Raw genomic sequence first — 26,853 nt, forward strand, 5'->3', positions numbered from 1 at the left:
CTCAGGGTGCCCCCACGGGGTGGAGCCCCGTAAACTCGAGTCCGGCCGTCTCCTCGAGACCCAGCGCGACGTTTGCGGCGTGGACCGCCTGTCCCGCGGAGCCTTTCATCATGTTGTCGATGGCCGAGAAGACGACGACGCGCTTGTTCGACGGGTCGAGTTCGAAGCCGACCTCGGCGAGGTTCGTGCCGGCGACCGCTTTCGGTTCGGGGTAGCGGTAGACGCCGGAGCCGCCCGCGGCCATGCGGACGAACGGCTCGTCCTCGTAGCAGCCGCGGTAGGCCTGCCAGAGGTCGCCCTTCGAGACCGGTCCCGACGGGAAGACGTGGTTCGTCGCGCTCGCACCGCGGATCATATCTACGGCGTGGCAGGTAAACGCCACCGAGGTGTCGAGGAACTGCTCGATCTCGGCCTCGTGGCGGTGCCCGGTCGGCGCGTAGGGACGAACGACGCCCGACCGTTCCGGATGCGAGGAGGCCTCGCCGCCGCCGGCGCCTCCTTCGGAGGAGCCGACTTTCACGTCGACGACGATCTGCTCGCCGCCCTCGAGGATGTCGTGTTCGAACAGCGGGTAGAGCCCGAGGATCGTCGCGGTGGCGTTACAGCCGCCGCCCGCGATGAGTTCCGCACCCTCGAGGTTTTCCCGGTTGATTTCGGGAAGCGCATACTCGGCTTTCTCGAGGTATTCGGGTGCCTCGTGACCGTCGTACCACTCCTCGTACTGGGCCTCGCTCTCGAGGCGGAAGTCCGCCGAGAGGTCGACGACCGTGTCCGCGACCTCGAAGAATTCGTCGATCTGGCCCATGGAGACGCCGTGTGGCGTCGCCGCGAACAGGACATCGACCGACTCGAGGTCGTCGGGTTCGGTAAAGCGCAGGTCCGACCCGCGCAACGGCGGGTGGACGGACCCGACGCTCTTGCCTGCCTTCGATCGGCTGGTGACCTCCGCGATCGCGAAGTTCGGATGGCCGGCGAGCAATCGCAGCAACTCGCCACCCGTGAATCCGGAACCGCCGATGACGGTCGCAGTGACCGTCTCGGCGTTTGCGTCGGCCCCAGTCTCGGTACTGATCGCCATCAGGCGGTCACCTCGAGGTCCGGATCCGCGGCTTTGGCTTTCGCCTCGAGCCAGTCGACGACGGTGCCGGCGATGTCGGTCTCGACGGCCTCGTCGAGCGCTTTGAACTCGACGGTGTGGTTGACCTCGTGGACGGTGTACGAATCGGCAGTTTCCATGAGGTCCACGCCGAGCAGGCCGCCGCCGACGGCGTCGCTGGCCTTCTCGACGAGTTCGATCGCCTCGTCGTCGAGGTCGAAGACGTTCGTCTCCGCACCCTTGGCGGCGTTCGTGATCCAGTGGTCCGACGAGCGGACCATCGCGGCGATGGGCTCGCCGTCGACCGCGAGCACGCGAATGTCGCGGCCCGGCTTCTCGACGAACTCCTGGATGTAGAACACCTTGTGCTCGTAGTGGCCGAGCGTCGCCTTGTGCTCCAAGATGGCCTCGGCGGCCGACTCGGAGTCGATCTTGGCCATCAGGCGACCCCACGAGCCCACGACGGGTTTGAGCACACAGGGATAGCCGAACTCCTCGATGGCCTCCATCGCGGTCTCCTTGGTGAAGGCGACCTTCGTCGCGGGGGTGGGCACGCCCGCCTTCTCGAGCGCGAGGCTGTTTTTCACCTTGTCCGCACAGATGTCCGCGGTCTCGTGGCTGTTGACCACGGGGATGCCGTAGGCCTCGAAGAACTGCGTGGCGTACAGGCTCCGGCTCGTGGCGAGACAGCGGTCGACGACGATGTCGAGGTCCGCGAACGCCGCGGGGACCTCGCTGATGTCGAAGGTCTGCTTGCGGACGTCGATCTTCGTGACCTCGTGATCGCGGTCGCGAAGCTCGCTCAACAGGAGCTTCTCGTCCTTGCGAATCCGTGAGTAGAGTATTCCTACGTTCACGCGAGCCACCTCTGATTGGGGGCCCCGGAGCTACGCGCTCCGCGGAGCGTCGCGGCGGGGGACGGCAGTATCCCAGCCGTCTGCAAGGTCACTCACCCCAGTCCTCTTCCAGCTCGGGGGCCTGCTCGAGGACCGGCGGCTCGGTATCGACGACTTCGAGCTCGGCACCGCAGGTCGTACAGTCGATGATCTCTCCGACTTCCAGATCGTCGTGCAGGGACACCTCAGCCCCACACTCGACGCATTCGGTCATTGTACTCGCACGTGGGTGCCGGGATCCCTTAAAGCCTTCGAACTTAACAGCAAAATTATACTTCCGCACTCGACTCTAACGGACCGAGAACCCTACTATCCCGCTATATCAGTTCGACATATCATGAAGTCGGTATATTATCCCCTCGCGGGGATCGCCGGACCGCTCGAGCCACCGGCTCAGACATAGCCGTTCACCACCGAGCGGAGCGTCTCGTGGGCCGCCTCGAGCGCGTTTGTCGTGTTCGCGAGCGCTTCCTCGTCGGCCGCGAGCGCCTCGCGGGCCGACTCGAGTTGGGCGGCGACCGCCTCGGGCGCGGGACCGCCCTGCGAGTCGCGGCTCGCGACGCTTTTCGCGGGGTCGAGCGCGTCCTCGACGGCCGCGGGGTCGACGTGGGCCTCGACCGACTCGCCGAGTACCTCCTGGGCGGCGGACTCGAGCGCATCGTAGTCCGCCCCGTTTTCCGCAGCGATCGCCACGAGTTCGTGGGCGGTGCGGAACGGCAGTCCGTTCGCCGCGAGCAGGTCCGCGACGCCGGTCGCCGTCGAGAAGCCCTCGCCGGCCGCCGCGGCCAGCGCCTCCTCGTTCCAGTCGGCCGTCGCGACCGCGCCCGCCGCGACCTCGCTCGCCTCCGTCACGGCGTCGACGGTTTCCCACGCGTGGGTCGTCGCCCGCTGTAAGTCGCGGTTGTACGCGCGGGGCAGTCCCTTCAGCGTCGTCGTCAGTCCCTGTACCCCGCCCGCCGCATCGCCCGCGACCGCGCGGACGAGTTCCAGCGTGTCGGGATTCTTCTTCTGGGGCATGATCGACGACGTCGAGGAGTAGTCGTCCGCCAGATCGACGAACCCGCGGTTCGCGAAGATGATCACGTCCTCCGCGAGCCCCGACAGCGTCGTCGCGTGCGTCGACAGCGCTTGGGTCGCCTCGAGCAGGAAGTCCCGACTCGAGGCGGCGTCCATCGAGTTCTCGACGACGCCCTCGAAGCCGAGCAGGTCCGCGGTGCGCTCGCGGTCGATATCGAACGTCGTGCCCGCGAAGGCGGCACCGCCGAGCGGCGACTCGTTGACCCGGTCGTAGGCCGCGAGCAGGCGCTCGGTGTCGCGGCGAACGGCCCCCTCGTAGGCCAGCGCCCAGTGGGCCACGGTGGTCGGCTGGGCGGGCTGGAGGTGGGTGTAACCGGGCATGATCGTGTCCCGGTGTTCGTCGGCGACGGCTGCCAGCGACTCGCGCAGCGCGAGCGTCGTCTCGATGGCCTCGAGAAGGTCGTCGCGCAGGCGATACCGGATGCAGGCCGCGACCTCGTCGTTGCGCGAGCGCGCGGTGTGCATCTTGCCGCCCTCGGCGCCGATGCGCTCGATGACGGCCGTTTCGATGGCCTCGTGGACGTCCTCGCCGTCGGGCAGGGAGTCGTGGCCGTCGACCTCGATCGCGTCGATGGCGGTCAGGATCTGCCCCGCGACATCGTCCGCGATGATGTCCTGTTCGGCGAGCATGACCGTGTGTGCGCGGTCGACCTCGAGGTCGGCCTCGAAGATCCGTTCGTCCGCTGCGAGCGAGGAGAGGAAGCTCCGGGCGGGGCCGCCGCTGAAACGGTCCCGGCGGACAACGCTCTCATCGTCGGAACCGCCGTCGGTAGCGACGTCCGACTCGAGTTCGGACCCGTCGTGAGCACTCTCCTCGGTCATCGTTACGCCTCGTCCTCGTCGCCGCTGCCGTCGGTCGCGAGTTCGACTTCCTCGTCGGCGTTGGCGGCGATCGCCTCGTTCGCGAGGCGGCGCTGGAAGCCGTGGTACTTCGCGACGCCGGTGGCGTCTTCCTGCTTGATCTTCCCGACCGTCTCCGTGTCGAAGGAGGCGTGCTCGGCCGAGTAGGCCGCGAACTTGCTGTCGCGGGCGACCGGGCGGGCCTGCCCGCCTTCGAAGCGGATCGTGACGGTGCCGGTGACGCGCTTCTGGGTCTCGTCGATGAAGCCCTCGAGCGCGCTGACGAGCGGGGCGTCGATCAGGCCCTCGTAGCCCTTCTGGGACCACTGCTGGTCGATCTGTTGTTTGAACTGGCGCTCCTCTTGGGTGAGGACGAGGCCCTCGAGGGCCTCGTGGGCGTTGAGCAGCGTCGTCGCGCCGGGGTGCTCGTAGTTCTCGCGGACCTTCAGCCCGAGCATGCGGTCTTCCATCATGTCAGTACGACCCACGCCGTAGCTGCCGGCGAGTTCGTTGAGGTACTCGATGAGTGCGACCGGCTCGTACTCCTCGCCGTCGACGGCGACGGGGTAGCCGTTCTCGAAGGCGATTTCGATCTCCTCGGTCTCGTCCGAGGGGTTGTCGGTCCACTCGTAGATCTCCGTCGGCGGGACGTAGTTCGGGTCCTCGAGGTCGTCGCCCTCGACCGAGCGGCTCCAGATGTTGGTGTCGATCGACCAGTCGCCGCCGCTGCCGCCCTCGACGGGCAGGTCGCGCTCGGCGGCGTACTCCTGTTCCCACTCGCGGGTCAGGCCGAGTTCGCGCACGGGGGCGATGACTTCCAGATCCGAGCTGCGCCAGACGGCCTCGAAGCGCAGTTGGTCGTTGCCCTTGCCCGTACAGCCGTGGGCGATACCGGTACAGTCCTGTTCCTCGGCGACCTCGAGGATCGCTTCCGCGATCACGGGACGGGCGAGCGCCGTTCCCAGCGGGTAGCCCTGATAGGTCGCGTTCGCGCGAACGCTCTCGAGACAGAGTTGAGCGAATTCCTCCCGCGCGTCGACGACGTAGTGGTCAAGGCCGAGCGCGTCGGCGGTCTCTTCGGCTTCGTCGAACTCTTCTGCCGGCTGGCCGACGTCGACCGTGACGCCGATTACGTCGTCGTATCCGTATTCCTCCTCGAGTAGCGGGACACAGACCGTCGTGTCCAGGCCGCCCGAGAACGCGAGTGCAACGCGTGTCATGTCGTACTCGAGTGAAGCCAAAGGAGAGTCTTAAGTTCACTGGTTTTAGTTTCGGAAATAAACGGCAGAGCGGTCGCTGGCCGAAAATACTGGGGTTTCGGGAACGATGAAACGAACCGGAACAAGGGGAGTAGTATAGTGCGGGCTCAAAGGCCCGGTCGGAGTCGCCGCGGCCGCCGCCGAGCGACGGACCCGTCGGTACCGGGAACGGCGACCACGGTGCCGACGGACTGGCTCATTGTGATGAACCTACGAAGCCACAGTATTAAATCCTGCTACATCGCGCGCTCCCGTCGTCAGCGCGGCGTTCGGTCGCTCCCGGGGAGATGGTGATCGAGATCTAGCAACGGAAACGGGACGATCGGATCCCGGCCTACTCCTCGTCGGGCAACGACAGCACGTTCTCCCGGCCGATCCGGAACACTTCGATCTCGTCGTTTTCGCGCAGTTCGCCGACGACCTGACTCGTCTTGGCCTCGGTCCACCCCAGCTCCGAGACGACGGCCTGTTGTTTGATTCGACCGCCGCGTTCCTCGAGCAGGCGCAGGACTCGCTCCTCGTTGCTCAGCAGTTCCGTCGGGGGACCGTTGGCCCCGTTCGGCTCGGGTTCGGGTGAGCCGTCGGCCCGGCGTGCGGTCTGCGGTTCGGCGCCGGCGGCCCCGCCGCCGGAGCGATCGCGCCCGAGCAACCAGCCGGCGACGCCGACCGTCGCGAGCAACGCGAGGGCCAAGACGACGATTACCCACGGCATCGCCGGCCCCTCGTCGGTCGTCGCCGGATCCGCGTTCACGGTGTCGTTCTTGATCAGGACGACCTGTGGCCCGCCGTCGGGCGTGTTCAACTCGTCCGTCCACGTGACCGAACTGTTGGATCGGTCGTCCGGCGACGGTTGTACCTGCGGTGTCCCCTCGCTCTCGTGGATAGAATACCCCTCGGGCCAGCGGAACTGCAGCGACGTCCCCTCCTCGAGCGTGAGTCCGGACAGCGCGGTCCCGGCCTCGATTCGGTTCAGTTCGACCAGCGCGAAGTCGGACCAATCGAAGGTGACGACCGCGTGGCCGACCTCCCGCGGTGCGGTGTCCGTCTCCGTCGTGATCGACATGTTCGAGAGTTCCATCTCCCGATTAGTCGCGTTGATGCCGTCGGTGAGAGTATCGTTCCACTTCGTCCGCTCCGCGGCGACGTACTGGTCCGGGTCGTCGGAGATGTTTTCAGACAGCGGCTCCCACTGCGGCGCGGAACTGTTCTCCCCGTAGAGATGGAACTGATAGTCGACGGTCACCCGCGCCGATCCGTCCTCGGCGATGAAGACGTCGATGTGGATCTCATCGGCGTCCTCGAGTTGCGGGCTTTCGTTCGTATCGGTCTGTTCACCGCCCGAATCGGCCTGTAGCGCCGCTCGCTGGACACCGTTGTCCGCCACACCAGCGGTCGCGGCCGGAACGAACGCGAACGAACACGCAACCACCACGAGCACGCAGATCAGGGCTCGCAACCCCCTCACGTCCATTACCATGACATGCCGTAGCCGTCTAAATAGGTCTTTCCGACCGCGGTAGCGACGTGTTTTTCAAACAGTCAGCCGTACGTGAACGTATGTCCGATACGCGCGGCGAACTCGAGGTCGAAACGCTCCTGAAAATCGTCCTCGGTCTAATCGCCGTTTTGCTCGTCCTCGAGGTGCTCGAGGCGATAATCGGTAGTATCGCGGGGCTGCTCGGTCCGTTCTTTATACTCGTCCAGCTCGCGATCGCCGTCCTGATCGTCCTCTGGTTGCTCGACCAGCTCTGAGACGGGCCGCGGCGGCCGTTCGGCTCGCGAGACCACCAGACTGATAGCGATACTGGCCCTATACCGACCGAAGTGTACAGCGTCAACGTTCCGGTCCCCGGTCGCGTTCGCCAGCTCGCGAACCGGCTCCATCCCGACCTCATCGGATTCGAGACCGTCCGCGAGGACCATTCGTGTCTGCTCAAGCGACTCGGCGAGGCCGACCACGTCGCACAGCTCCAGCACCGCGCCCACCGCGCGCTCGAGGGCTCCCCCGCCGTCGAAGCCGAAATCACGGGCATCGACTACTTCGACGACCCGCCGCTGGGCTCGGCACCGGTCGTCTACCTCGCCGTCGAGAGCCCCGGACTCGAGGGGATTCACGCCGAACTCACCGAGGCCTTCGAGACCGTCGAGGGACTCGAGGGGAGCGACTACGTCCCGCACGTGACCCTCGCCCGCGGCGGCGACCTCGAGACCGCGAAGCGACTGGCCAGCCGCGAGATCGAGCCGATCCGGTGGACGGTCAGCGAACTCGAGTTCTGGGACGGGACGTACAAGCTGCCGGTGAGTCGCGTCTCGCTGCCAGCCTAGCGCCCGTGTCCTGGGAGTACTGACAGCGGGGCGAAACCTCCGGGCCTGACGCGGTTTCGGCGGCTGCAAATACCGCTGCTATCTCCGCGACCGACTACAGCGGTCGTTCCGCAATAGCGGCTTGCTCTGGCGACAGATCCGCCGTCGTCGGGGATCGAGCGCGTCAACGGTCGGGGTAGCGTCGTCCGGCTGGCCGCGGGTTAAGTCGTCGAGGCCCTTGGCATCGGTGTGGTCTCAACGCTACTCGTCGCAGCGATCGTCGGAATCGCCCTCGGAGCCTTTCTCCAGAAGGGGCGGTTCTGTTTCGTCAACGCCTTCCGGGACTTCTTCGCTTACAAGGACTCCCGGGTCACGAAGGGCGTGCTCGCCGCGACGCTTCTGACGATGGTCTTCTGGGGTATCGCCTACCAATTCGGCTACTATCAGGGATTCTGGACGCCCGACTGGGGGCTGACGGGCCTCGTCGGCGGCTTCATCTTCGGGGTCGGGATGACCTACGCCGGCGGCTGTGCCAGCGGCACGCTCTACCGCGCCGGCGAGGGGTACCTGCAGTTCTGGCTCACGCTGCTGTTCATGGGCGTCGGCTACGCCGGCTTCACCGTCGCCTTCCCGACGCTCGAGAGCACGTACTTCAAGGGGCTCACGTTCGGGACCGGAGCGAGCCTGTTCGAACTCACGTCGGTCCCGGCGAGCCTCCTCGCGCTCGGGGTCGCGACCGCCGCCGTCCTCGTCTACGCCACGCTGGTCGGGCGCTCGGCGAGCGCCGCCGAGTTCAGCGAGCGGGCGGACGTGGCGCAACTCAACCCGACGGCGCTGCTCGCGCCCGTCGTCGGCCTCCGCGGGTTCGTCCGCGGAACGGCAACGTATTTCCGCGGTCTTGCCCGGGCGTGGCGACATCCCATCGCCTCGAGCAAGCAGCCGTGGGACCCCCGCACCGCCGCGCTCGGGATCACCGCCGCCGCGGTGCTCTGGTTCAGCCAAGTCTCGATCGTCGGCGTCACGGGTCCCGAGGCCCGCTGGACCGGTTACCTCCTCTCGCAGGTCGGCGTCGACGCGGGCTCGTTCGACTACTGGGGTTCGGTCCTGTTTCAGGGCCAGGGTGTCGGGGTAACCGTCGACATGGTGATGATCGGGTTCGTCATCGTCGGCGCGTTCCTCGCCGCCCTCTGGAGCGGGGACTTCTCGGTTCGGGTCCCGAAGCGCCGGCGGCTACCGAACGCCGTCGTCGGCGGCCTGATGATGGGCACCGGATCGCGACTCGCGCCCGGCTGTAACATCGGGAACATCTACTCCGGCATCGCGGAGCTCTCGGTCCACTCCTTCATCGCGGCGGTCGGCATCGTCGCCGGCGTCTACGTGATGACCCACTGGATCTACCGCGAAGTCGGCTGTGCGATCTGAGATCGAATCGTTCGCCAACTACAAACCGCGACAACAGAGACACGAGACAATGCCATCCATCGACGACGTTACCGACGCACCGGACGAACTGAGCGACGACCAAGCCGAAGAACTCCTCGAGGAGGCGGACCTCGTCCAGGACATGATGGGCGAGGTCTGTCCGTACCCGCAGGTCGAGGCCAAGAAGGGGCTCCAACAGATCGAGTCGGGCGACCTGCTCGTCCAAGAGACCGATCACGTCCCCTGTACCGAGAACGTGCCGCGAGCCGTCGGCGACGACGCCGACGCGCGGGTCTGGCGCAGCGGCGACGCGGTCTACCGCATCTACCTCCGGAAACGATAATGGTCGAAGAATTTACCCCCGAGACGGTCCGCGAACGAATCGAGCGCGACGCGGAGTTCGACCTCATCGACATCCGCGACGACGAGGACTACGCCGAGGGCCACCTCCCCGAGGCCGAGCACGTCACCGTCGACGAACTCGAGGAGACCGTCGTCGACCGAGACTGGGCCGACGACGTGGTCGTCTACTGTTACATCGGCCAGACCTCGGTCCAAGCCGCACGGCTCATCGAGGAGTACGGCGACGCCGAGCGGGTCGCGAGCATGGCCGGCGGCTACGACGCGTGGGAGCAGCAGAAAGCGTCGGGCGACGACTGAATTCGAACTCGAGCCTACGGTGCCGGCGGTTCGCCGTCGTACTCGTCGTGGCCGCCGTAGAAGTTGAGCATCGCGAACTTGAGTTTGTCCGGCGCGATGTCGATCAGTTCCTCGCGTTCCTCGTGCGGGAAGGTCCCGTTGACGCTGTACCTGCCCAGATCCGACTTCGCCGACCGCGAGTAGCGCCGATCGAGGAGCGCACGGACGCCGACCTCCTCCGGCGAGCGGATGACCCGCCCCAGCGCCTGTCTGGTCTTGCGGACCGTCGGGATCTCGACGGCGTAGCGCCAGCCGGTGTCGGTGCCGTCGAAGGCCGCGTCGTAGGCCTCCTGGACCGCCTCGGCGCGGTCGTCCAGATGCGGATACGGGACGCCGACGACCAGCACCGTGTGGGCGTCGTCGCCGTCGAAGCTCACCCCCTCCGCGAGGGTCCCCCACAGCGAGGTACAGAGCACCGCATCGTCGTCCGCGACGAACTGTTTCCGGAGGTCCTCGACGGACTCGCCCGGCTCGTCCAGATAGACCGTCCGGTCGCTGCGGCGCTCGAGTCGGTCGGCGTACCGACTCGCCTCGCCGTAGTTGGGGAAGAACGCGAGCGTGTTGCCCGGGGTCATCCGGACGGCGTCGTGAATCGTCTCGGTCACGTCCTCCTGAACCGCGGGATCGTCCCGATCCGAGGAGAAGAGCGGCGGCGTTTCGACGGCGTAGGTCCGGCGGTTCTCCTCGGGGAACTGGAGGCCGTAGGCCATCGTCACCGCGTCCTCGAGTCCGAGCACGTTCTCGGTGACATCGAACGGCTGGATAGTCGCGCTCATGAGGACGGTCGCGTAGATTTCGTCGAACAGTTGGCCGGTCACCTGCCGCGGGAGACAGGAGTACAGCTCCGCGCGCCCGTAGATCTCGTCGGTGCCGGCGTCCCGGGTGACGGAGACGACCGGGTAGAGCCCCTCCGCCGAGCCCTCGGCCATCCACGCGCTGACGAAGCCGGCTGCCTGCAGGGTCTGACACTCAGTTCGCGTCGCCGTCTCACCCTCGCGGTAGGCTTCCTCGTACTGCTCGTCGAGTTCCTGTCCCAGCTGCATCGCGGCCTCGAGGTCGTCGTCGATCCCGCTGCCGGAGTACCGTTGCAGGAACTCGAGCGTGAGGTCGTCCTTGCGGTCCTCGTTGGCGATCGGCACGTCGGACCAGTTCTCGGGGATCGACTCGCGGTCGCCGAAGCCAAAGGAGTCCTCGTAGGTCTCGACGAGCGCGCGGTGAAACGCCGAGAGGACGTTCGCGGCGTCCTCCGAGCGCGGGTCGTCGGTATCGGCCAACTCGTCGAGCGCGGAGTCGAAGGTCCGCTCGGAGCAGGTCCGGGTCGCGTGCTCGCGGGCGGCGTCCTCGACGTTGTGGGCCTCGTCGAAGACGGCGATCACGTCCTCCGGATCGCGGCCGAGCCACCGGAAGAACTGCTCTCGAATGGTCGAATCCAGCAGGTGATGGTAGTTACAGACGACCAGATCGACGCCCTCGATCCCCTCTTTCAGGAGTTCGTAGCCGCAGAACTGCTGTTGTTCGGCGTAGTCGTAAATATCGTCCGGCGTGCGGACGTCCTCGAAGAGCCAGCCGAAGAAGTCGTCCGTATCCTGCGTGAGATTGTTGCGGTAGTAGTCACAGACGTTCTGGTCTTCTAACTCCTCGAGTCGCTCCTCGATGTCCTCGAGTTCGTCCATCACCGCCGAGCGAGCGTCGGCCGCCGAGCCGTCGCCGTCTTGGCTCTCGGCGAGGAGTTCGCGCTGGCGGCGCTCGAGTTGGTCGCGGTCCTGCTCGGCGTCGACGACGGCGCGCGTATTATCGCGGAGTGCCTGACACTCCTCGTAGCCGACATCGATGTGACACATCGAGGACTTCCCCTTGAAGACGACCGCGCGGATGGACTCCTCGCGGGTGATCGCGCGGGCTTCGGCGACGAACTGGCGCATCTGCTGGTGGACGTTGGTCGTGATGACGACCGTCTTGTCCTGCTCGCGAGCGATCTCGAGCGCGGGGACCAGCGACGAGAGGGTCTTGCCGGTCCCGCAGGCCCCCTCGAAGAGGACGTTCTGCCCCCGATGGAGGGAGTTGTGGATGCGGTCCATCGCCTCGCGCTGGTTCTCGTACGGCTGCTCGTACGGGAAAAAGCGCATGTACCCGGCTGTCTCGGACACAGCGTATGATAGGTTCGCGCTACGATAAAAGGATTCGTCTCGATTCGGTCTGCCCTTAAAAACTGGCCGGCGACGGCGGGGTCCACCGGCCGGCGAACGCGCGGTACAGGGACATGTGTCTCGAGTGCCTGCCCCCGGTATGGCCATTCCGGGATACGATTCCAGCAGCGTCGCCGAATACACGCTCGAGCAGGCGGGGGCTCGCGTCGAACTCGTGGCGGGCGTCGTTCCCGACGCGTTCGGTCTCGCGAAAAGCGGGCGCGAACCGCCGGTCGACGCCCTCGGCGATCCCGTCGACCTCGTCGCGTGCGAGGAACTGAAGGCGATCGAAGCCGTCCGGATCGCGCTCGTCTACGATCCGTCCCGGCTTCCCCCCGGCGCGAGTCCGACGGACGTGGCGGTCGCCGTCGACGCGGACGACGGCTGGGAGCCGCTCGAGTCGACGGTGGACTTGGGGGAGACGACGGTCACGTCGGTCTTGAACGATCGGCCGCCGGGAACGACGGTCGTCGCGGGGTACGACGACACGGACGAGGAGAGCGGCGATTCGGCGACGTAGTGCGATCAGAACCGAATCCGGCCGATCAGGTTTCGGGCTCGATGTAGACCTTCTGTACCTGATCGTCGTGGGCTCGTAACGCGCGTTCGATCTCGGTGATTCGGTCGTCGATCGTCGCCGTGTCGAGTCCGGGGTCGAACGCCACGTCCGCGGTGACAAGCAGTTCCTCGGCCCCGAAGTAGACGGTCCGGAAATCGACGAGTTCGGCCACGCCGTCAGCGTCGGCGACGATCCGTCGCAGTTCGTCCTCGGCGGATTTCGAGAGGCTCTCACCGAGGATGAGTCGCTTGTTCTCCCAGGCGAGCGCGATCGCGAATCCCATGAGCATGATCCCGATCAGCAGGGCGGAGCCGGCGTCGTACATCGGGTTTCCGGTGGTCCGGGAGAGGTAGACACCGAAGAGGGCGATTCCCGCACCGGCGAGCGCGATGGAGTCCTCGGTGAGCGCGGTCAGGGTCGTCACGTCGCTGGTCTTGCTGAACGCCTCGCGGAGGCTCGTCCAGCCGTGCTCGTCCATCTGGCGGCTGATTCCCTGATAGGCCTTCCAGAGCGCGTAGGACTCGAAGGCGATCGCGCCGAGCAACACGGTGTAGTTGACGAGGATCGGGTCGAACTGTGCGCCAAGCAGCGTGATATCCTCGCTGGCGCGGTGGACGTCCCCCTCTTGCAGCGCACTGTAGCCGTGGCGAGCGCTCTCCCAGCCGGCGATCCCGAACAGCATGACGCTCACGAGGAGGCTGTAGAAGAACTGCGCTTTCCCGTGGCCGAACGGATGTTCGCGGGTCGCCTCCTGTGCCCCGTATTTGATCCCGATCAGCAGGAAGATCTGGTTTCCCGTGTCCGAGATGGAGTGATACGTCTCCGACAGCATGGCGGGACTCCCAGTCAGCGCGAAGCCACCGAACTTCAGAATCGCGATCGCGCCGTTCGCGAACAGCGCGGCGAGGACGACGGAGGTACTACTGGCCATCGACGAGGACTACGAACCGGCGGTCCTAAAGTGTAAGCCGTTCTAGAGCCGGTTCGGACCCGATCCGGGGCCGGTCGGCACCGTTCCCGACCCCGGTCCGGACGGCCGCGGCGACCGCATCCGAAAGGAACCTGTCAGTGGCAGGCAAACGGCGACTATGATCGCGATCTTCTCCGATACGCACAGCGGCCGGGACCACGAACTCGAGTGCGATGCGCTGACCGCGGCCCGGGAAGCGGACACCGTCATCCACGCCGGCGATTTCACGAGCGAGGCGGCGCTCGAGGCGTTCCAATCGGAATGCGACCGCCTGTTTGCCGTCCACGGAAACGCCGACAGCGCGGCGGTTCGGGACCGCCTGCCGACGGCTCGCGTCGTCGAGGCGGGCGGCGTCCGGTTCGCCGTCACGCACCGGCGGGACGGCGGCGAGACGGGGCTCGCGATGTTCGGCCGCTCGCGAGGGGCGGACGTCGTCGTCTCCGGTCACACCCACCGGCCGACGGTCGTCGAGACCGACGAGACCGTCCTGCTCAATCCCGGCAGCCACGCCGATCCGCGCGGCAATCGACCGGGCTTTGCCGTGCTCGAGGAGGGCGATGATGGCGAGGAGGCCCTCGAGGGCGAGATTCGCGAGCCGGACGGGACGGTGCTCGAGGCGTTCGACGTGCCGACGGCGTAGCTCGGCGGGGACTCTCGAGGAGAACGTGTCGAGTCGGTGTGAAGAGAGCGACGGAACGAGCAGCAGCGCCAGCGGGGACCGGCGGATCGGCGATCGGTATCGATCGGTTTCGGCCGCCCGCGTCGAGCCAGACTGTCAGACGGGAACGGGCACGAGCGGCCGCGCGATCGGGTGGGTGGAGGGGTGATCGTCGGGGACGGTGGCCTCGATCTCGAGGGTGATCCTCGAATCGGTGGTGGGGAGGCGATCGAGGCCTATTGCAGTCGAGACGCCGGGCGACGTTATAGTCAGCGCAAGCTGAAAGACCGGTTTTAGTTACCGTTTCGGTCGTGAGACGCCGGCACGGGGGCGACCGATCGTGGTCGAAACGGTTAACCACACTGACAGTGTAGCCGCGACGTATGCTGGATCCCATCATCGGTCTCATCCCCGACGACCCCGTCATCATCGCGGTCGTCGTGATCCTGCTGTCGCTCGTCTTCTTCGGCTATCTCCTCGTGCGCCGGACCGTCCTCGAGTTCCGCGACGGAATGCGCGGCGACCGGTAACCAGCGACCGAGCCGTCAGTCGAACGCGTCCTCGAGTCGCTCGAGCGCCGCATCGATATCCTCGCGAGCGACATCTCGGTGCGTACAGAACCGGACCGTCGTCGGGCCGAACTGGGTCGCCAGCACGTCCCGCTCGCGGAGTCGCTCGACGACCGTCGCCGGCTCGAGTCCCGTTCCGGAAACATCTGCGAGGACGATGTTCGTCTCCGGCTCTTGTGCGTCGAACCCGTCGACGCCGTCGATTCCGTCCGCCAACAGGCGCGCGTTTTCGTGATCCGTCTCGAGGTCGTCGACGTTCTCGAGGGCCTCGAGCGCGGGGCCCGCGAGAATCCCGGCTTGGCGCATCCCGCCGCCGAGTAGCTTGCGCGTGCGGCGGGCCCGCTCGATGAACTCCTCGCTGCCCGCGAGCATCGAGCCGACGGGCGCACCCAATCCCTTCGAGAGCGAGACCATGACCGAGTCGACGGGCTCCGTGAGGTCCGTGACCGGAACCTCGAGCGCCGTCGCGGCGTTGAACAGGCGCGCGCCGTCGAGGTGGACCGCGACATCGCGCTCGCGTGCCACCGTCGCCGCGGCGGCGATTCTCTCGGGATCGATCGCCAGCCCGCCGCGGGCGTTGTGCGTGTTCTCGAGACAGAGCAGGCCAGTCCCGGGTCGGTGCAGGTCTTCCGCGACGGTCGCCGCCGCGACCCGCTCGGGCGAGGGAACCCCGCGGTCGGCGTCGAGCATCCGCACCTGCAGTCCCGCGTGCTGTGCCAGCCCGCCGAGTTCGTACTTGACGACGTGGCTCTGGCGGTCGGCAAGCACCTCCTGTCCGCGCTCGGTATGTACCCGCGCGGCGGTCTGGTTCGCCATCGTCCCCGTCGGGAAGTACAGCGCCGCCTCGGTTCCCAGCCGGTCGGCGATCCGGGCCTCGAGGTCGTTCACCGTCGGGTCCTCGCCGTAGACATCGTCGCCGACCGCGGCGGTCGCGGCGGCCTCGCGCATCGCCTCGTCCGGTTTCGTCACGGTATCTGAGCGAAGGTCGATCACGCGTATCGATACCGTCACGAGGGTAAAAGAGCCCGCCGTCTCTGCGGCGGGGGTCGATCGACATCTCGCCGAGCGGCCAGTATCGCCGTCCTCGAGCGACGACAACTCTACAGACGAAAACGTTCAATAGAGCGTCATGAGTACGGCGACGTATGGTTCCCGATCCCGGTTTCGGATCGCCGCCGGACGACGACCCGCCGCCGGCAGCCGACGGCGCTGGTGCCGAGCGTTCGAACCCGTTCGCGCGCCACGTCTCCCGCGTCCTCGATCGGTTCGACGATCTCTGGCTGTTCGCCTCGGTCCCCCTGTTCGCCGCGGTGCTCGAGTTCGAGAAGGTGCGGCGGGCGCTCGGTCCGACCGGGCACGGGTTCTCGATCAACCTCGAGTTCACCTTTCCGACGCCGCTCGTGACCCTCTGGCAGTTGGCCGACCCGCCGGAGCCGCCCGCAGTGACCACGCGGTCCGGGTACGGGGAGCCGTTCGGCGGGGGACCCGGCGAACCGGAACCGACCGGCGGCTCGACGGGTTCGTTCGGGTCGACCGGAGCCGGCGGCACCGACGTGACGATCGAGACGGCCGTCGGCACCGTCGAGATGCCCCTCGAGGCCCTCAGCATGGGAATGCTGGGCTGGATCGGACTCGCGATCGTCGCGTACGTGACGCTCTCGGGAATCCTGATGGCGGCGTACGTCGGCGGAATCGACCGGCGGCTCCGCGGCGAGCCGATCGCCGTCGGCGCGTGCGTGGCGACCTATGCGCCCCGATACATCCTGTACAATCTCGTCGTCGCCGGCGCGTTTCTGCTCGTCTTCCCGCTGTTCGTGCTCGCGCCGCCGCTTATCCTGCTCGCGATTCCGGTGATCATCGCCCTCAGCTACGTCTTCTATCCCGTCCCGTTCCTGTTCGTCGCGGCCGACGCGTCGCTGCTCGAGGCGTTTCGCCGGTCGGCCGACCTCACGACGGCGGGCGGGCAGGTCCTCAGCTTCGGGCTCTGGCACCTCGTCGCGGCGGTCGCCGCCTCGCTGATGCTCTCCCTGCTCGTAAGCGCCGGCGGCGCGGGCTTCCTGCTCGCGCTGTGTGTCTCGGCCCCGCTGTCGCTCGTCCTGACCGCTGCGACGGTCTCGTTCTTCCGTGAAGAGATCGAAGACGAGGGCACGGCCTCGACTGACGGATTCGGCGACGACTCCGCAGCCGAAGCCGACGACTACGGGTGGGTCGCCGACTGACGGGGTCGGCGACCGCCGACCCGCCCTCGGTCGGCGGGTTCTCCATTACGAACCGTTTTTTCCTCCCCCGATCAATACCGGGGCATGGACCCGCGAATCCGCGAACACGCCCAGATCATCGCCAACCACTCGGTCGACCTCGAGGAGGGCGACAACGTCGTCGTCGACGCCCACCCGGTCGCCGAGGACCTGGTCGTTGCGCTCCACGAAGTGATCGGCGAACACGGCGCGAATCCCGTCACCACGAGCCAGCGGACCGGAAAGCGCAGCCAGCGCGCGTACCTCCGGTCGTCCGATGGCGAGTTCGAGACCCCCGAACACGAACTCGCGCTCATTCAGAACACGGATGTCTACATCGCCATTCGGGCGACGGACAACGCCACCCAGACCAGCGACGTCGACCCCGAGACCAGCGCGGCCTACCAGCAGGCCCAGCGCCCGATCCTCGAGGACCGGCTCTCGAAGCGCTGGTGTCTCACGCAGTTCCCCGCGCCGGCCAACGCCCAGCTCGCCGAGATGAGCACGGAGGGCTACGAGAACTTCGTCTGGGACGCCGTCAACAAGGACTGGGACGCACAGCGCGAACACCAGGAGAACATGGTCGAGATCATGGACCCCGCCGAGGAGGTCCGCATCGTCAGCGGCGACACCACGGACGTGACGATGTCCGTCGAGAACAACCCGACGCTCAACGACCACGGCGAACACAACCTCCCCGGCGGCGAGGTCTTCACCGCCCCACAGCCCGACAGCGTCGAGGGCGAGGTGCTGTTCGACATGCCGCTGTACCATCAGGGCCGGGAGATCACGGACGTGTACCTCGAGTTCGAGGGCGGCGAAGTCGTCTCCCACTCGGCGGTGAAAAACGAGGACGTCCTCACGGAAGTCCTCAACACCGACGACGGCGCGCGCCGGCTCGGCGAACTGGGCATCGGAATGAACCGCGACATCGACCAGTTCACCTACAACATGCTGTTCGACGAGAAGATGGGCGATACCGTCCACATGGCCGTCGGCCGCGCCTACGACGACACCGTCGGCGAGGGCAACGAGGCCAACGACTCCGCGGTCCACGTCGATATGATCGTCGACATGAGTGAGGATTCGTACATCGAAGTCGACGGCGAGGTCGTCCAGCGGAACGGAACGTTCCGGTTCGAAGACGGGTTCGAGGAGTAACGACCGCGAGCGAGCAGCCTTTTTCATCGAAGTTTTTGCGCGAGTGGTAGCGAACGGAGTGAGCTACCCGAGCGGAAAAAGTTCGAACTGGGACGTTCCGGTTCGAGGACGGCTTCGAAGAGTAACGACCGCGAGCGAGCAGCCTTTTTCATCGAAGTTTTTGCGCGAGCGGGAGCGAACGGAGAGCAAGCCTAGTCGAAAAGGTCGGAGTGATTCGCTCATCGATGGAGGCGAGACGGCGATTGAGAAACCGGGACGTATCGCCGAAGCGTACCGCTTTCCCGACCAGCCCGACCTAAACCGGCCACAATCTCCTTCACTGACCAGTTCGAGTCTGAGATATGTCACAGAGTACCGACCGCGTGCAACGGTACATGACGAACAGCGAGGAGATTTCGTACCAACTCTCGTTCCGTCCGCGGGGTCTCCTGAACTGGATCAAGTCCCTGTTCGGGTTCGGAGTTACGACGTGGTATCTCACGGACGAGCGACTGATTCAACAGACCGAGGTCGGGGGCGGGTTCAACTTCCAGTACATCCCCCTCGAGAAAATCAGTTCGGTCGAATACGGGACGAAACTCAATCTCCCGGCCCTGATATTGGGTTCCATCGCCGCGCTCATCGGACTATCCGGCGTCCTTTCGGACACGAGTGATGCGGGCGTCCTCTTCCTCCTCATCGGGGCCGCGAGTATCGGATACGCGTACTATCGTCGCCGACAGGTCTTGGCGGTGTCTGCAAGCGGGTCCGCCTCGTTCTCCTTAACCATCTCGAGCGGCGATCAGGTCGACGAATTCCTGTGGTACATCCACGCCGAGCAACAGAAGCAATCGGAACCGGTTCTCCGCCACTAACGGGGCGCGATCGACTCGAGCCGTCGTGAGTGGCCGCTCACTACCGGTCGGATTTATAGTCGTGAAAGACTAGTTACACGTATGGCGATCCTCGTCGCATACGACGGCTCGGAACCCGCACAGAAGGCGGTCGAACACGCGTTCACGACGTATCCCGACGACGAGATCGTGTTGTTGCGCGTCATCGAGGCCGCGGACGGGTCGACGGGAGCCGGGATCATGGCCGCACAGGAGTGGCTCCGGGACCGCGAAGAGGAGGTCTCGACGGAACTGCCCGAGGAAATCGCGTCGATCATCAGCGATCCCGATCGCGACTTTCGGACCGAGACCGCGGTCGGGAAACCCGCGCGCGAAGTCGTTCGCTTCGCAGAGGACAACGACATCGATCACATCGTCATCGGAAGCCACGGCCGGTCGGGGCTCTCGAGGGTCCTGCTCGGCAGCGTCGCCGAAACGATCGTCCGTCGCTCGCCCGTCCCGGTCACGGTAATGCGCTGAGTCGGTGGGAGGTCGCGGTCAGTCCACCAATTCGGCGACCATGCCGGAGACGTACTCCATTTCGTCCTCGTTGATGCCGTGGCCCATCCCCTCGTAGAGGCGCTTCGTTACGTCGGCGTTCATGTCTTCGAGGACGGCGGCCGTATCGTGGACCCGTTCCTCGGGGATGTGCGGATCGACGTCGCTACAGCCGAGGAAAACCGGGGTCTCCTCGAGGTCGCCGGGATAGTCGTCGTCGAGGTCCTCGCCGATGAGCCCGCCGGAGAAGGCGGCGAGGCCGCCGTAGCGCCGCGGGTTTCGCGCGAGGTACTCGCTGGCGAGACACGCGCCCTGCGAGAAGCCGACGAGCATGATCCGCTCGGTCGGGATACCGGCGTCGTTGGCCTCGGCGATCGCGTCGCTGATCGCCTGCAGGCCCGAGGAACGGCCGGGCTCGTTGCGCTCGACCGGCGCGAGAAACGAGTTCGGGTACCACGTCTGGCGAGCGGCCTGCGGGGCGAGGAGAGCGACGCCGTCCCGATGGATCTCGCCGGCCATCTGGATCATCCCGCGGGCGGTCGCGCCGCGGCCGTGGGTGAGCACGAGCGCCGCCTCGGCGTCCGCGAGGTCGGTCCCGCCCGTGACGAGTTGCTGGTTCTGGTGGGGGCCGTCGACGCGGTCGTCGGCGCTCATTCGACACCACCGACGCCGGCGCTGGCCTCGGGGAGATCGTGTTCGACGAGTTCGATGCCGAGCGCCTCGATCGCGCCGCGGAGGTGTTCGTCCTTGGCGTACTCGGCCCCATCTGCCTCGCGGAGTTCCTGTGCCTTCGCAAGCACTTCGCCGCGTCGCTCGTCGGGGAATTCGTACTTGTCCGTCGAGAGTTCGATGACGAGGCCGTTGTTGTCCGTGGTGTAGATCGAGTGGAAGATCCCCCGGTCGAAGACGTTGTACTGGTGGCCCGCCTCCTCGAGCGCCTCCATCGTGTCCTCGTACTCGTCGGGGTCGATGCTGAAACAGAGGTGGTGGACGGCACCGGTGCCCCCGCGCTGCCCGCGGCGGTTCGACGGCCGGTCGTCGCTGACGAAGAACGTCAGGATGCGCCCGTCGCCCGTGTCGAAGAAGAGGTGGGTCTGGGAGGGATCGTCGAGGTTCGGCTGGCGAAGGACCAGCGGCATCCCGAGGATATCCTGGTAGAACTCGATCGTGTCCGCCTCGTTGCTCCCCCAGATGGTGATGTGGTCGGTCCCCCTCGTGTGGACGGGGCTGTCGGGCAGTTCGGGCGTGACTGGGTTGGTGGGTTCGTTAGACATGGTGAATCGAATCGGTGGTGGGTCGGCGCTGCTCGATCGCGGGTCGTCGCCGCGATTACTCCGCGACGTGTTCGCCGAAGACGCGCTCGGCGTCCGCGGGAACGTCGAAGTCGTGGTAGTGTTCGCCCTTAATGTCCGAGAGGATGTTGAGTGCTGCGGCGGCGCCGTCGCCGACGGCGATCGCGGCCTGCCACTCCTCGGGACGGACCATCGCGCCGGTCGCGTACGCGCCCTCGACGCTGGTCTCCATCTCGACGCCGACGTCGACGGTGCCGTCCTCGGCGAGCTCACAGCCGAGGTCCTCCGCGAGTTCGCGGTTCGCACCCGTCGCGAGGACGACGAAGTCGGCCTCGTACTGGTCCTCCTCGGTCTCGACCGCGAAGCCGTCGCCGGCCTCGCTGACGGCGGTCACGGCTTCGCCCTGTCGTCGGTCGACGCCGAAGTCGTCGACCTGCTGGCGGGCCGTGGCCATGAACTCGCTGCCGCCGACCGAGCCGATGCCGAGGTAGTTGAACAGGTGGGCCTTGTGCATCCACGTCTCGTCCGTGTCGAAAACGGTCGTCTCGAGTCCGTTCTTCCGGGCGAAGAGAGCCGCACTCAGTCCGGCGGGGCCGCCGCCGACAACGATCACTGACGCATCGTCCGCAGTCGCTTCGTCGCTCATGTAGTTACACGATGTTACCACAGAAGTATCAATCCAGTAGCAACCCTCGAGCAACCGGGTGACATCGATGTTAGTGGACCTGAACGTACCGTGATCCGAGCGGACGGCCGTAGTCACGCTGTGACCGGATCACACGACCTGCGCACGCAGGCTCAATTCATTCGCTCGGGTCGGCCCTACGATCACATCCAACGAGAGAACTGCCGGCGGGCGACCCGGTGACCCCGCCCCTCTGTCTGGGGTTCGGTCGCCGACCGCCGTCCGCCAGTCACGGCCCAGTGACGGCTTGCTCGAGGGCCGTTCGCCACGCTCCAGAGAGACATCCATGAACACAAGCCTCGAGGTGGAGTACTGGGTCGTCGATACCGACGGCGATCTCGTCCCGCCCGACACACTGCTCGACGTTTCGGATCAGGTCGATCCCGAGTTCGTCGAGCCGATGCTCGAGATCAAGACAACCCCCTGCCAGTCGATGGCCGAGCTCCGCGAGGAGTTCCGCGGTCGGATCGGTCGCGTCGTCGACGCGGCACGCGAGCAGGACAAGCGACTCGTCCCGCTGGCGACGCCGCTGTACGCCTCCCCCGACGACATCCCCTACCGCGAGAAGGAGAGCACCGACCTCCAGCGGCGGATCGTCGGGCCCGCCTTCGACGACGCCCGCGTCTGTGCCGGGACGCATATCCACTTCGAACAGTCGAACGTCGCCGACCAACTCAACGCCCTGACCGCGATCGATCCGGCATTCTCGCTGGTCACCAGCGCCGCCCACCACCGCGGCGAACGCATCCTCGAGTGCGCCCGTCCGTACCTCTACCGGCGCTCGTGTTACGCGGCCTGTCCCGAACAGGGCCAGCTTCAGCCCTACGTCGACAGCGTCGCCGAGTGGGAGCAGCGACTCGAGGACGACTTCGACTCGTTTCGCGAGCGCGCGCTCGAGCGCGGCGTCGCCCCGGGAACTGTCGAAGACGAGTTCAGTCCCTACGAGGCGGCGTGGAACCCGGTCCGGTTGCGAGAGGCGATGCCGACGGTCGAGTGGCGATCGCCCGACGCGGCTCTGCCGAGTCAGGTGCTCCGGCTCGCAGAAGAAGTGCGGTCGATCGTCACCCGCGCGGACGACTGCGGGACGGTCATCGGCGGGTCGGACTCGCCCAGTCGGTCGGACGCGATCATCGATTCGAACGCGGCCGGCGAACCGCTCTCCCTCCCCGACTTCGAGACCGTCGAGTCGATCACTGACGCGGCCATCCGCGACGGGCTCGAGAACCCCGCGGTTCGAAACTACCTGCGCGGACTCGGCGTTACGCCCGCGGAGTACGATCCGCTCGTCGACCGCATGCCCGACGATCGGCTCTCCGAGCGGCGCGCGAAGCAGTTGCGACTTCGGGCTGCCGATCAGCTCGAGGCCGACCTCGAGCAGCGCCGCGTCCGGGCCTGACGATCAGCGACGAGATTCCCAGATTTCCGTGGTGAAATAGCGGTCAGCTCATCGAAGCTAGTCCAGAGCGACGCCGACGCGGAGAGCCCCCGCTCGGTCAGCGATTCGACGGGACCTCGCGGTCCGATCGCAGCCGCTCGAGCCACCGGTCGCCAGTCCGCAGCGCCATCGGAACCTCGTCGCCGAACGAACACCGCGTCGGCTCGGTCTCGCAGGGGTTGCCCATCGCGACCTCGACCGTCGGCGACCCGCCCTCGAACACCGCCGCGCTCGCGGTCGTGAGCTGGCCGAAGGCGTAGTCGTCCGTTTCCGGTTCCGGATGCCGGCAGATCGACTTATCGCCCGGGCCGTTCGCGTGATCCGCCGCGAACCGCCAGAGGGACTCGCGGTCGATCTCGTCGCCGCCGTCCGCGAGTAGGTCTACCGCTCGCCGCCGCCGGCGGCGCGAACTCTCGGTCTCGGCCGACCGCGACTGCACGAAGTGGTTCGTCCGGGTGACGGCGTCCCCGTCGTCGACCGCGATCCGCTCCTCGAGGGGGTTTACCTCGAGCAAGACGGCATCGGTTTCGTCGGCCAAAAACAGCGTCTGGGCCATCAGCTGTCGCGTCGGGATCGACTCGAGCAGCGTCCGGGCGTCCGCGACGGTGGCACACTCCTCGAGTACCCGCCGGATGACCGTGCCGTTTCGGTACTGGTCCTCGAGTTCGATATCGTCCCGGTTCGCATCGATGTAGGTGTTCGCCGCGACCAGCCCCCGATCGTTGACGCCCTTGTAGAGCATGACCGTGCCGCAGGTGTCGACCGTGAGAAAGCCGTGGTAGTCGTCGATCGGCGGCTGTTCGACGATCGATTTGGGCCGGGCACCCCGCCCCGCGATGTCGCGGTTCTTGAGCACGAGCGAGCCGTCCCGGCCGGTCCGCGGCGGCGACACGAGCGCGTTCGTACACCCGCGGGATGGATCGGCGGCCGGTTCGTCGGCCAGTTCGTCACAGAGGTCGCTGTACGCGAGCGCGTAGACCTCGTAGACGTCCGGATCGACGTCGAGCGTCTCGGCCATCGCCTCGTAGGCTCGCAGATGCCGGCTGGGGAGGCTCTCCTGACTCCGCCGCGCATACTCGAGCAGCGGCTCGAGGTCGACGTCGGCGTCGGCGATCAGCGACTCGAGTTCGGCGACGGCCCACTCGATGGCCTCGCGTTCGGTTTCGGCGCGCCGGCGCGCCTGCTCGGAGTACGTCTCCGGTTCGGCCGTCGCGGCGGGGCCGGTGTAGACGGCCGACCCGAGGTCCGTGTCGTCCATACGGGCAAAAGGAGGTGCAACGGGTTGTATCGTCGGCCTGAATGTGTCGTCCGGCAGTCAATGGCGAGGAGGTTTCGCTCGAGTGAGGGGTGGTGGCTCGCTCGAGGCGATAGCAGTCGCTTCCGGGCAGCTTTCGGGTATCGAAAGGGTGTACACGTCGGCAGCAGGGATGGTGATCGTCGCGTGGCGATGATCCGTGTCCCCCATATCCCCTGTGATGCCATTGGTCGGCTCTGCCGACATTCTATTTAACGTTAGTGGCCGACATTAGTGTATCGGAACCTTTCGAAATGACAAGGTATTCTGGGACGGGTGTCCGTCGTGTGATACTTCTGTGCTCTCGAGTGCGCGGCGACGAAGGAGGGAGTCGACCGCTCGAGGGCGGACGGCAGACGGTCGTCTCTCACGGGTCGAGGGAGAACCGGCGTTCAATAGGTATCTCAGGAACTAGATTCGATCTTCTAACCAGTTATCCGCTTTCCTATTGGGTTTGTTTATTAGCCATTTGCTCTCGGACCGCACTCGTGAAGGGTTGGCCAAGCCGCTTCGTTACCTTGTAATCGTCGTCAATAGCGGACCCCTGTAGTTTGATCTTGCTTGTTCGCATTCCCCGGTTGAACTGGATACTTGTGATTTCAGCCAATTGGTAATCTTCACTCTCAGAACGGACCATTCCTGATTTGAGACGGATAATACGGTTATCCGTAAGGATAAGCTTCGGATTGTGTTTTGAGCGGATCCGACCGCTTTTCGTATCGATTGCCTGTACGAATGTCTCATCATCGAACATCTTCGATTTTGCTCGTTTCCGGTATCGGCGTGGCAAGTCACTTAGATTCGAGTACCGCTCATAGGTCACCATACCTCGCGAGCACGTTCCATGTTACCATATAACTTTCCAGAAGTTGACTATTAAATATGTACTCTCGAGTATCATCCGTCACAGAACGATATCTGTCACCAACACCTAATTCTGGATCAGAAGTTGGCTACTCGGTGTCAACGCTGCTGTTTGGGTTTACTTCGAACGATCCTGTTCGCGTCGACAGTGTCGCAGCGATCTCCCGTCGTTGCTCGAAGGTGAGGTCGTCGCGCTCGAGGACTTGGCGGGACGCTTGGACGAACTTCGGAACGTCGTCGCAGGCACTCACAACTGCTTTCTTATTACAGTTGTAGAAGTCAGTTGCACATTCGATCGCCTCTCATCGATATGCACACGACGAGTCGCGGCTTGTGTTCATATTCGGGAAACGGATTATGTCGACGTACAACCCCCGAGAGAGGAATAATTTCGGCTAATTGTCTTGTAAGATGTCGGCCACCTTTCTATCAATCTCTTCCAATTTATATTCGATTCGATGATCTATCGAAGGTTCCTCAGAAATACACCGACTCCAATCCCATTGCTGGTCTAACGTTTCGTGGATACTCTCGACAAATATTTTATTTTCTCGGAGATGTGGGTCCTCGACATCAGGATACCCATATTCACATTCTATCCAAGTGGATAGTTGACAGGAGAGGATATCATTCCCTTCAACTAGGCCTGATAGAGGATGTGATTCGTCTATTCCTTGTTTAGGTTCGACAGGAGAACCTGAAAAGGTAAAATGGCCTTCTATCAGATCCCCTTTTTCAAATTCTAATGCTGTATTGTATTGGTCTATGCGTGTTATCTCAAGATCTGTTCCTTCCGGGACATGAAGACTCCTATAGAGAGGGTTTTGATCTAAGATTGTGAAGGGGTCTATTTCTATATCAGACATGACTAAATCTGGGTCATTTAATAAATCATCTGGGTCGTGATCTATGTCAGATAACACAATTTCATCAAAATACGAGAACATTTTACTCAAATCTTCAGAACCATATTCATCCTCGACACAATATACCCAATAATCAACTGGAATCGAATATAATGCTGCAAACGGGAATATTTCTGAGATGAACCGTTGGATTCGAGACTCTGTAGACTCTCTATCGCCACCATTCATTATCTGTCGCCATTCTTCATCCGATACTTCGGAGAGGAATGTTTTGAATGAGAGATAACCTTCGGGATAAGGGTCAGGACATTCGATGTTGTGTGTAGTAGTACTAACCGGGAGGTGGATCGCGCTACCGCTTTCAAATTTTTGTCCTGTTTCCCCACTGAATAAGGAATAGAGTTCAGAATCTGTAATCAGTCGACTATCCTCACCAGCACGGATTCTGTATTCCCGCTTTCGAATATCTACACCAGAATTATCAACTACAGCATGAGGAATCTGTTTTTTCGGATCAATTTCAATAACAAATGCCTGGTATTCATCATCAAGTTCCTTGTCAAAATAGTTACATTCAAAATCAATCGGTGGGCTACATTTATCAGACAGCACACTCGATATTGTTTCTCTGGCTTTGTCTGCAATTATATTCAATTCTTCCAACTCGTTAGACTCATCATCAATCCCAAAAACGAGATATCCACCACTTCGATTTGCTAATGCTACAGTTTCCTTAGCTATCTTATATCGATTTTTGGAATCGGGATTCCGAATAACTTCTGAACTTTTAAACTCTATCTTCTTTCCTTCACCAGACTCAATAATTGATTTGAGATCTTTAATATTCATCGTCCATCATTCAGTTGAACCATTATCACTCAATACTATCTGTTTTGCTAATACATTGGAGTTGTGAAACTCGCTATTTATCGACGTTGAAGGGGATGATCCGACCTTCATTTCGTATGCTTTAACTGGAGATCTGCGTGCGGAAGCGGAGCGCTATAACTTTTTGGCGCTGTCCCCTTGGAGACACCCGTCAAGGGGAGTTCGCGCGAAGCACAAAACGACCCCGCAGGCGTTGCGGTGCGATGGCCGTGCCGACCCCGCACTC

29 protein-coding genes are annotated in these 26,853 nt (G+C 64.4%); 13 read left to right on the forward strand and 16 right to left on the reverse strand.

The features are described 5' to 3' along the window. Window position 1: 1 nt before the first annotated feature. The 6 genes from argC to ACT4ML_RS10270 form a co-directional block, all read right to left on the reverse strand. Window positions 2-1,078 carry an N-acetyl-gamma-glutamyl-phosphate reductase gene (gene argC, locus ACT4ML_RS10245; protein WP_444720776.1) on the reverse strand — a complete coding sequence of 359 codons (1,077 nt, stop codon included), beginning with the start codon at window positions 1,076-1,078 and terminating at the stop codon, window positions 2-4. After that, window positions 1,078-1,953, reverse strand: coding sequence for a lysine biosynthesis protein LysX (gene lysX, locus ACT4ML_RS10250; protein WP_444720777.1), 876 nt, complete (start codon window positions 1,951-1,953; stop codon window positions 1,078-1,080). The genes argC and lysX overlap by 1 nt, the downstream gene beginning before the upstream one ends. A gap of 88 nt (window positions 1,954-2,041) precedes the next feature. Beyond that, complete coding sequence (gene lysW / locus ACT4ML_RS10255) at window positions 2,042-2,206, reverse strand: lysine biosynthesis protein LysW (protein WP_006432226.1); 165 nt, start codon at window positions 2,204-2,206, stop codon at window positions 2,042-2,044. 179 nt (window positions 2,207-2,385) lie between these two features. Next, window positions 2,386-3,891 carry an argininosuccinate lyase gene (argH, locus tag ACT4ML_RS10260; RefSeq protein ID WP_444720778.1) on the reverse strand — a complete coding sequence of 502 codons (1,506 nt, stop codon included), beginning with the start codon at window positions 3,889-3,891 and terminating at the stop codon, window positions 2,386-2,388. Between the two features lie 2 nt (window positions 3,892-3,893). Then, window positions 3,894-5,129, reverse strand: a complete 1,236-nt coding sequence (locus tag ACT4ML_RS10265; protein ID WP_444720779.1) for an argininosuccinate synthase — start codon at window positions 5,127-5,129, stop codon at window positions 3,894-3,896. A 373-nt stretch (window positions 5,130-5,502) separates the two neighbouring features. Further along, complete coding sequence (locus tag ACT4ML_RS10270) at window positions 5,503-6,639, reverse strand: helix-turn-helix transcriptional regulator (RefSeq protein ID WP_444720780.1); 1,137 nt, start codon at window positions 6,637-6,639, stop codon at window positions 5,503-5,505. Window positions 6,640-6,725: 86 nt separating this feature from the next. On the opposite strand from ACT4ML_RS10270, the gene ACT4ML_RS10275 reads away from it, so the two are divergent. From ACT4ML_RS10275 to ACT4ML_RS10295, 5 genes are all read left to right on the forward strand, one after another. Further along, window positions 6,726-6,920, forward strand: a complete 195-nt coding sequence (locus tag ACT4ML_RS10275; protein ID WP_444720781.1) for a DUF7554 family protein — start codon at window positions 6,726-6,728, stop codon at window positions 6,918-6,920. A gap of 72 nt (window positions 6,921-6,992) precedes the next feature. Continuing rightward, window positions 6,993-7,493 (forward strand): 2'-5' RNA ligase family protein, encoded by a 501-nt coding sequence (locus ACT4ML_RS10280; RefSeq protein ID WP_138246522.1) that lies wholly within the window; start codon window positions 6,993-6,995, stop codon window positions 7,491-7,493. 228 nt (window positions 7,494-7,721) lie between these two features. Beyond that, window positions 7,722-8,894 (forward strand): YeeE/YedE family protein, encoded by a 1,173-nt coding sequence (locus ACT4ML_RS10285; protein ID WP_444720782.1) that lies wholly within the window; start codon window positions 7,722-7,724, stop codon window positions 8,892-8,894. A gap of 49 nt (window positions 8,895-8,943) precedes the next feature. Continuing rightward, on the forward strand, window positions 8,944-9,237 hold the full coding sequence (locus ACT4ML_RS10290) for a sulfurtransferase TusA family protein (RefSeq protein WP_444720783.1): 294 nt from the start codon (window positions 8,944-8,946) through the stop codon (window positions 9,235-9,237). Continuing rightward, window positions 9,237-9,554 carry a rhodanese-like domain-containing protein gene (locus tag ACT4ML_RS10295; protein ID WP_444720784.1) on the forward strand — a complete coding sequence of 106 codons (318 nt, stop codon included), beginning with the start codon at window positions 9,237-9,239 and terminating at the stop codon, window positions 9,552-9,554. The genes ACT4ML_RS10290 and ACT4ML_RS10295 overlap by 1 nt, the downstream gene beginning before the upstream one ends. A 14-nt stretch (window positions 9,555-9,568) precedes the next feature. Here the strand turns inward: ACT4ML_RS10295 and ACT4ML_RS10300 are convergent, their stop codons facing one another. Further along, the gene (locus tag ACT4ML_RS10300; protein ID WP_444721146.1) at window positions 9,569-11,719 is read right to left on the reverse strand and encodes an ATP-dependent DNA helicase; all 2,151 of its coding nucleotides are present in this window, start codon (window positions 11,717-11,719) and stop codon (window positions 9,569-9,571) included. A gap of 160 nt (window positions 11,720-11,879) precedes the next feature. On the opposite strand from ACT4ML_RS10300, the gene ACT4ML_RS10305 reads away from it, so the two are divergent. Beyond that, a complete protein-coding gene (locus ACT4ML_RS10305) occupies window positions 11,880-12,299 on the forward strand; it encodes a hypothetical protein (RefSeq protein ID WP_444720785.1) in 420 nt (139 codons plus the stop codon). Window positions 12,300-12,324: 25 nt separating this feature from the next. Here the strand turns inward: ACT4ML_RS10305 and ACT4ML_RS10310 are convergent, their stop codons facing one another. Then, a complete protein-coding gene (locus ACT4ML_RS10310; protein WP_444720786.1) occupies window positions 12,325-13,269 on the reverse strand; it encodes a cation diffusion facilitator family transporter in 945 nt (314 codons plus the stop codon). Window positions 13,270-13,426: 157 nt separating this feature from the next. Between ACT4ML_RS10310 and ACT4ML_RS10315 the strand changes: the two genes are divergently transcribed. Together ACT4ML_RS10315 and ACT4ML_RS10320 are read left to right on the forward strand one after the other, a co-directional pair. Then, window positions 13,427-13,948, forward strand: a complete 522-nt coding sequence (locus ACT4ML_RS10315; protein ID WP_444720787.1) for a metallophosphoesterase — start codon at window positions 13,427-13,429, stop codon at window positions 13,946-13,948. Between the two features lie 401 nt (window positions 13,949-14,349). Continuing rightward, complete coding sequence (locus ACT4ML_RS10320; protein WP_175416465.1) at window positions 14,350-14,496, forward strand: DUF7859 family protein; 147 nt, start codon at window positions 14,350-14,352, stop codon at window positions 14,494-14,496. A 15-nt stretch (window positions 14,497-14,511) separates the two neighbouring features. On the opposite strand, the gene ACT4ML_RS10325 is transcribed toward ACT4ML_RS10320, so the two are convergent. Beyond that, window positions 14,512-15,528, reverse strand: coding sequence for a threonine aldolase family protein (locus ACT4ML_RS10325; RefSeq protein ID WP_444720788.1), 1,017 nt, complete (start codon window positions 15,526-15,528; stop codon window positions 14,512-14,514). Between the two features lie 152 nt (window positions 15,529-15,680). Between ACT4ML_RS10325 and ACT4ML_RS10330 the strand changes: the two genes are divergently transcribed. The 4 genes from ACT4ML_RS10330 (at window position 15,681) to ACT4ML_RS10345 (ending at window position 19,285) form a co-directional block, all read left to right on the forward strand. Continuing rightward, window positions 15,681-16,754, forward strand: a complete 1,074-nt coding sequence (locus tag ACT4ML_RS10330) for a hypothetical protein (RefSeq protein ID WP_444720789.1) — start codon at window positions 15,681-15,683, stop codon at window positions 16,752-16,754. Between the two features lie 84 nt (window positions 16,755-16,838). Then, window positions 16,839-17,933 carry an aminopeptidase gene (locus ACT4ML_RS10335; RefSeq protein WP_444720790.1) on the forward strand — a complete coding sequence of 365 codons (1,095 nt, stop codon included), beginning with the start codon at window positions 16,839-16,841 and terminating at the stop codon, window positions 17,931-17,933. Window positions 17,934-18,274: 341 nt separating this feature from the next. After that, window positions 18,275-18,787 carry a hypothetical protein gene (locus ACT4ML_RS10340; RefSeq protein ID WP_444720791.1) on the forward strand — a complete coding sequence of 171 codons (513 nt, stop codon included), beginning with the start codon at window positions 18,275-18,277 and terminating at the stop codon, window positions 18,785-18,787. Between the two features lie 81 nt (window positions 18,788-18,868). Then, window positions 18,869-19,285, forward strand: coding sequence for a universal stress protein (locus ACT4ML_RS10345; protein WP_444720792.1), 417 nt, complete (start codon window positions 18,869-18,871; stop codon window positions 19,283-19,285). 18 nt (window positions 19,286-19,303) lie between these two features. On the opposite strand, the gene ACT4ML_RS10350 is transcribed toward ACT4ML_RS10345, so the two are convergent. From ACT4ML_RS10350 to ACT4ML_RS10360, 3 genes are read right to left on the reverse strand one after another with little or no spacing between them, the layout of a single operon-like run. Further along, window positions 19,304-19,957 carry an alpha/beta hydrolase gene (locus ACT4ML_RS10350; protein WP_444720793.1) on the reverse strand — a complete coding sequence of 218 codons (654 nt, stop codon included), beginning with the start codon at window positions 19,955-19,957 and terminating at the stop codon, window positions 19,304-19,306. Then, window positions 19,954-20,577: a VOC family protein gene (locus ACT4ML_RS10355; RefSeq protein ID WP_138246534.1), complete on the reverse strand. Its 624-nt coding sequence runs from the start codon at window positions 20,575-20,577 to the stop codon at window positions 19,954-19,956. The genes ACT4ML_RS10350 and ACT4ML_RS10355 overlap by 4 nt, the downstream gene beginning before the upstream one ends. A gap of 55 nt (window positions 20,578-20,632) precedes the next feature. Beyond that, complete coding sequence (locus tag ACT4ML_RS10360; RefSeq protein WP_444720794.1) at window positions 20,633-21,241, reverse strand: NAD(P)/FAD-dependent oxidoreductase; 609 nt, start codon at window positions 21,239-21,241, stop codon at window positions 20,633-20,635. A 325-nt stretch (window positions 21,242-21,566) separates the two neighbouring features. On the opposite strand from ACT4ML_RS10360, the gene ACT4ML_RS10365 reads away from it, so the two are divergent. After that, entirely contained in the window at window positions 21,567-22,676 is a 1,110-nt protein-coding gene (locus ACT4ML_RS10365) for a glutamate-cysteine ligase family protein (protein ID WP_444720795.1), read from the forward strand. A 97-nt stretch (window positions 22,677-22,773) separates the two neighbouring features. Here the strand turns inward: ACT4ML_RS10365 and ACT4ML_RS10370 are convergent, their stop codons facing one another. From ACT4ML_RS10370 to ACT4ML_RS10385, 4 genes are all read right to left on the reverse strand, one after another. Next, window positions 22,774-23,973: a C45 family autoproteolytic acyltransferase/hydolase gene (locus tag ACT4ML_RS10370; protein WP_444720796.1), complete on the reverse strand. Its 1,200-nt coding sequence runs from the start codon at window positions 23,971-23,973 to the stop codon at window positions 22,774-22,776. A 481-nt stretch (window positions 23,974-24,454) separates the two neighbouring features. Then, window positions 24,455-24,835 (reverse strand): PH domain-containing protein, encoded by a 381-nt coding sequence (locus ACT4ML_RS10375; protein WP_444720797.1) that lies wholly within the window; start codon window positions 24,833-24,835, stop codon window positions 24,455-24,457. 127 nt (window positions 24,836-24,962) lie between these two features. Next, window positions 24,963-25,169, reverse strand: a complete 207-nt coding sequence (locus tag ACT4ML_RS10380) for a DUF7692 domain-containing protein (protein WP_444721147.1) — start codon at window positions 25,167-25,169, stop codon at window positions 24,963-24,965. A gap of 99 nt (window positions 25,170-25,268) precedes the next feature. Beyond that, entirely contained in the window at window positions 25,269-26,588 is a 1,320-nt protein-coding gene (locus ACT4ML_RS10385; RefSeq protein ID WP_444720798.1) for an AlbA family DNA-binding domain-containing protein, read from the reverse strand. Window positions 26,589-26,853 lie beyond the last annotated feature (265 nt).

The organism is Natrinema sp. LN54 (assembly GCF_052439245.1).
GTDB lineage: Archaea > Halobacteriota > Halobacteria > Halobacteriales > Natrialbaceae > Natrinema > Natrinema versiforme_A.

Excerpts from the sequence above, each read along its gene's own strand:
- ACT4ML_RS10385 (WP_444720798.1), bottom strand. The coding sequence starts at position 26,588 with ATGAATATTAAAGATCTCAAATCAATTATTGAGTCTGGTGAAGGAAAG.
- argH (WP_444720778.1), bottom strand. The coding sequence starts at position 3,891 with ATGACCGAGGAGAGTGCTCACGACGGGTCCGAACTCGAGTCGGACGTC.
- ACT4ML_RS10305 (WP_444720785.1), top strand. The coding sequence starts at position 11,880 with ATGGCCATTCCGGGATACGATTCCAGCAGCGTCGCCGAATACACGCTC.
- ACT4ML_RS10265 (WP_444720779.1), bottom strand. The coding sequence starts at position 5,129 with ATGACACGCGTTGCACTCGCGTTCTCGGGCGGCCTGGACACGACGGTC.
- ACT4ML_RS10370 (WP_444720796.1), bottom strand. The coding sequence starts at position 23,973 with ATGGACGACACGGACCTCGGGTCGGCCGTCTACACCGGCCCCGCCGCG.
- ACT4ML_RS10275 (WP_444720781.1), top strand. The coding sequence starts at position 6,726 with ATGTCCGATACGCGCGGCGAACTCGAGGTCGAAACGCTCCTGAAAATC.
- ACT4ML_RS10315 (WP_444720787.1), top strand. The coding sequence starts at position 13,427 with ATGATCGCGATCTTCTCCGATACGCACAGCGGCCGGGACCACGAACTC.
- ACT4ML_RS10345 (WP_444720792.1), top strand. The coding sequence starts at position 18,869 with ATGGCGATCCTCGTCGCATACGACGGCTCGGAACCCGCACAGAAGGCG.
- ACT4ML_RS10320 (WP_175416465.1), top strand. The coding sequence starts at position 14,350 with ATGCTGGATCCCATCATCGGTCTCATCCCCGACGACCCCGTCATCATC.
- ACT4ML_RS10375 (WP_444720797.1), bottom strand. The coding sequence starts at position 24,835 with ATGGTGACCTATGAGCGGTACTCGAATCTAAGTGACTTGCCACGCCGA.
- ACT4ML_RS10335 (WP_444720790.1), top strand. The coding sequence starts at position 16,839 with ATGGACCCGCGAATCCGCGAACACGCCCAGATCATCGCCAACCACTCG.
- ACT4ML_RS10295 (WP_444720784.1), top strand. The coding sequence starts at position 9,237 with ATGGTCGAAGAATTTACCCCCGAGACGGTCCGCGAACGAATCGAGCGC.
- lysW (WP_006432226.1), bottom strand. The coding sequence starts at position 2,206 with ATGACCGAATGCGTCGAGTGTGGGGCTGAGGTGTCCCTGCACGACGAT.
- argC (WP_444720776.1), bottom strand. The coding sequence starts at position 1,078 with ATGGCGATCAGTACCGAGACTGGGGCCGACGCAAACGCCGAGACGGTC.
- ACT4ML_RS10350 (WP_444720793.1), bottom strand. The coding sequence starts at position 19,957 with ATGAGCGCCGACGACCGCGTCGACGGCCCCCACCAGAACCAGCAACTC.
- ACT4ML_RS10340 (WP_444720791.1), top strand. The coding sequence starts at position 18,275 with ATGTCACAGAGTACCGACCGCGTGCAACGGTACATGACGAACAGCGAG.
- ACT4ML_RS10290 (WP_444720783.1), top strand. The coding sequence starts at position 8,944 with ATGCCATCCATCGACGACGTTACCGACGCACCGGACGAACTGAGCGAC.
- ACT4ML_RS10360 (WP_444720794.1), bottom strand. The coding sequence starts at position 21,241 with ATGAGCGACGAAGCGACTGCGGACGATGCGTCAGTGATCGTTGTCGGC.
- ACT4ML_RS10270 (WP_444720780.1), bottom strand. The coding sequence starts at position 6,639 with ATGGACGTGAGGGGGTTGCGAGCCCTGATCTGCGTGCTCGTGGTGGTT.
- ACT4ML_RS10330 (WP_444720789.1), top strand. The coding sequence starts at position 15,681 with ATGGTTCCCGATCCCGGTTTCGGATCGCCGCCGGACGACGACCCGCCG.
- ACT4ML_RS10365 (WP_444720795.1), top strand. The coding sequence starts at position 21,567 with ATGAACACAAGCCTCGAGGTGGAGTACTGGGTCGTCGATACCGACGGC.
- ACT4ML_RS10355 (WP_138246534.1), bottom strand. The coding sequence starts at position 20,577 with ATGTCTAACGAACCCACCAACCCAGTCACGCCCGAACTGCCCGACAGC.
- ACT4ML_RS10300 (WP_444721146.1), bottom strand. The coding sequence starts at position 11,719 with ATGCGCTTTTTCCCGTACGAGCAGCCGTACGAGAACCAGCGCGAGGCG.
- ACT4ML_RS10310 (WP_444720786.1), bottom strand. The coding sequence starts at position 13,269 with ATGGCCAGTAGTACCTCCGTCGTCCTCGCCGCGCTGTTCGCGAACGGC.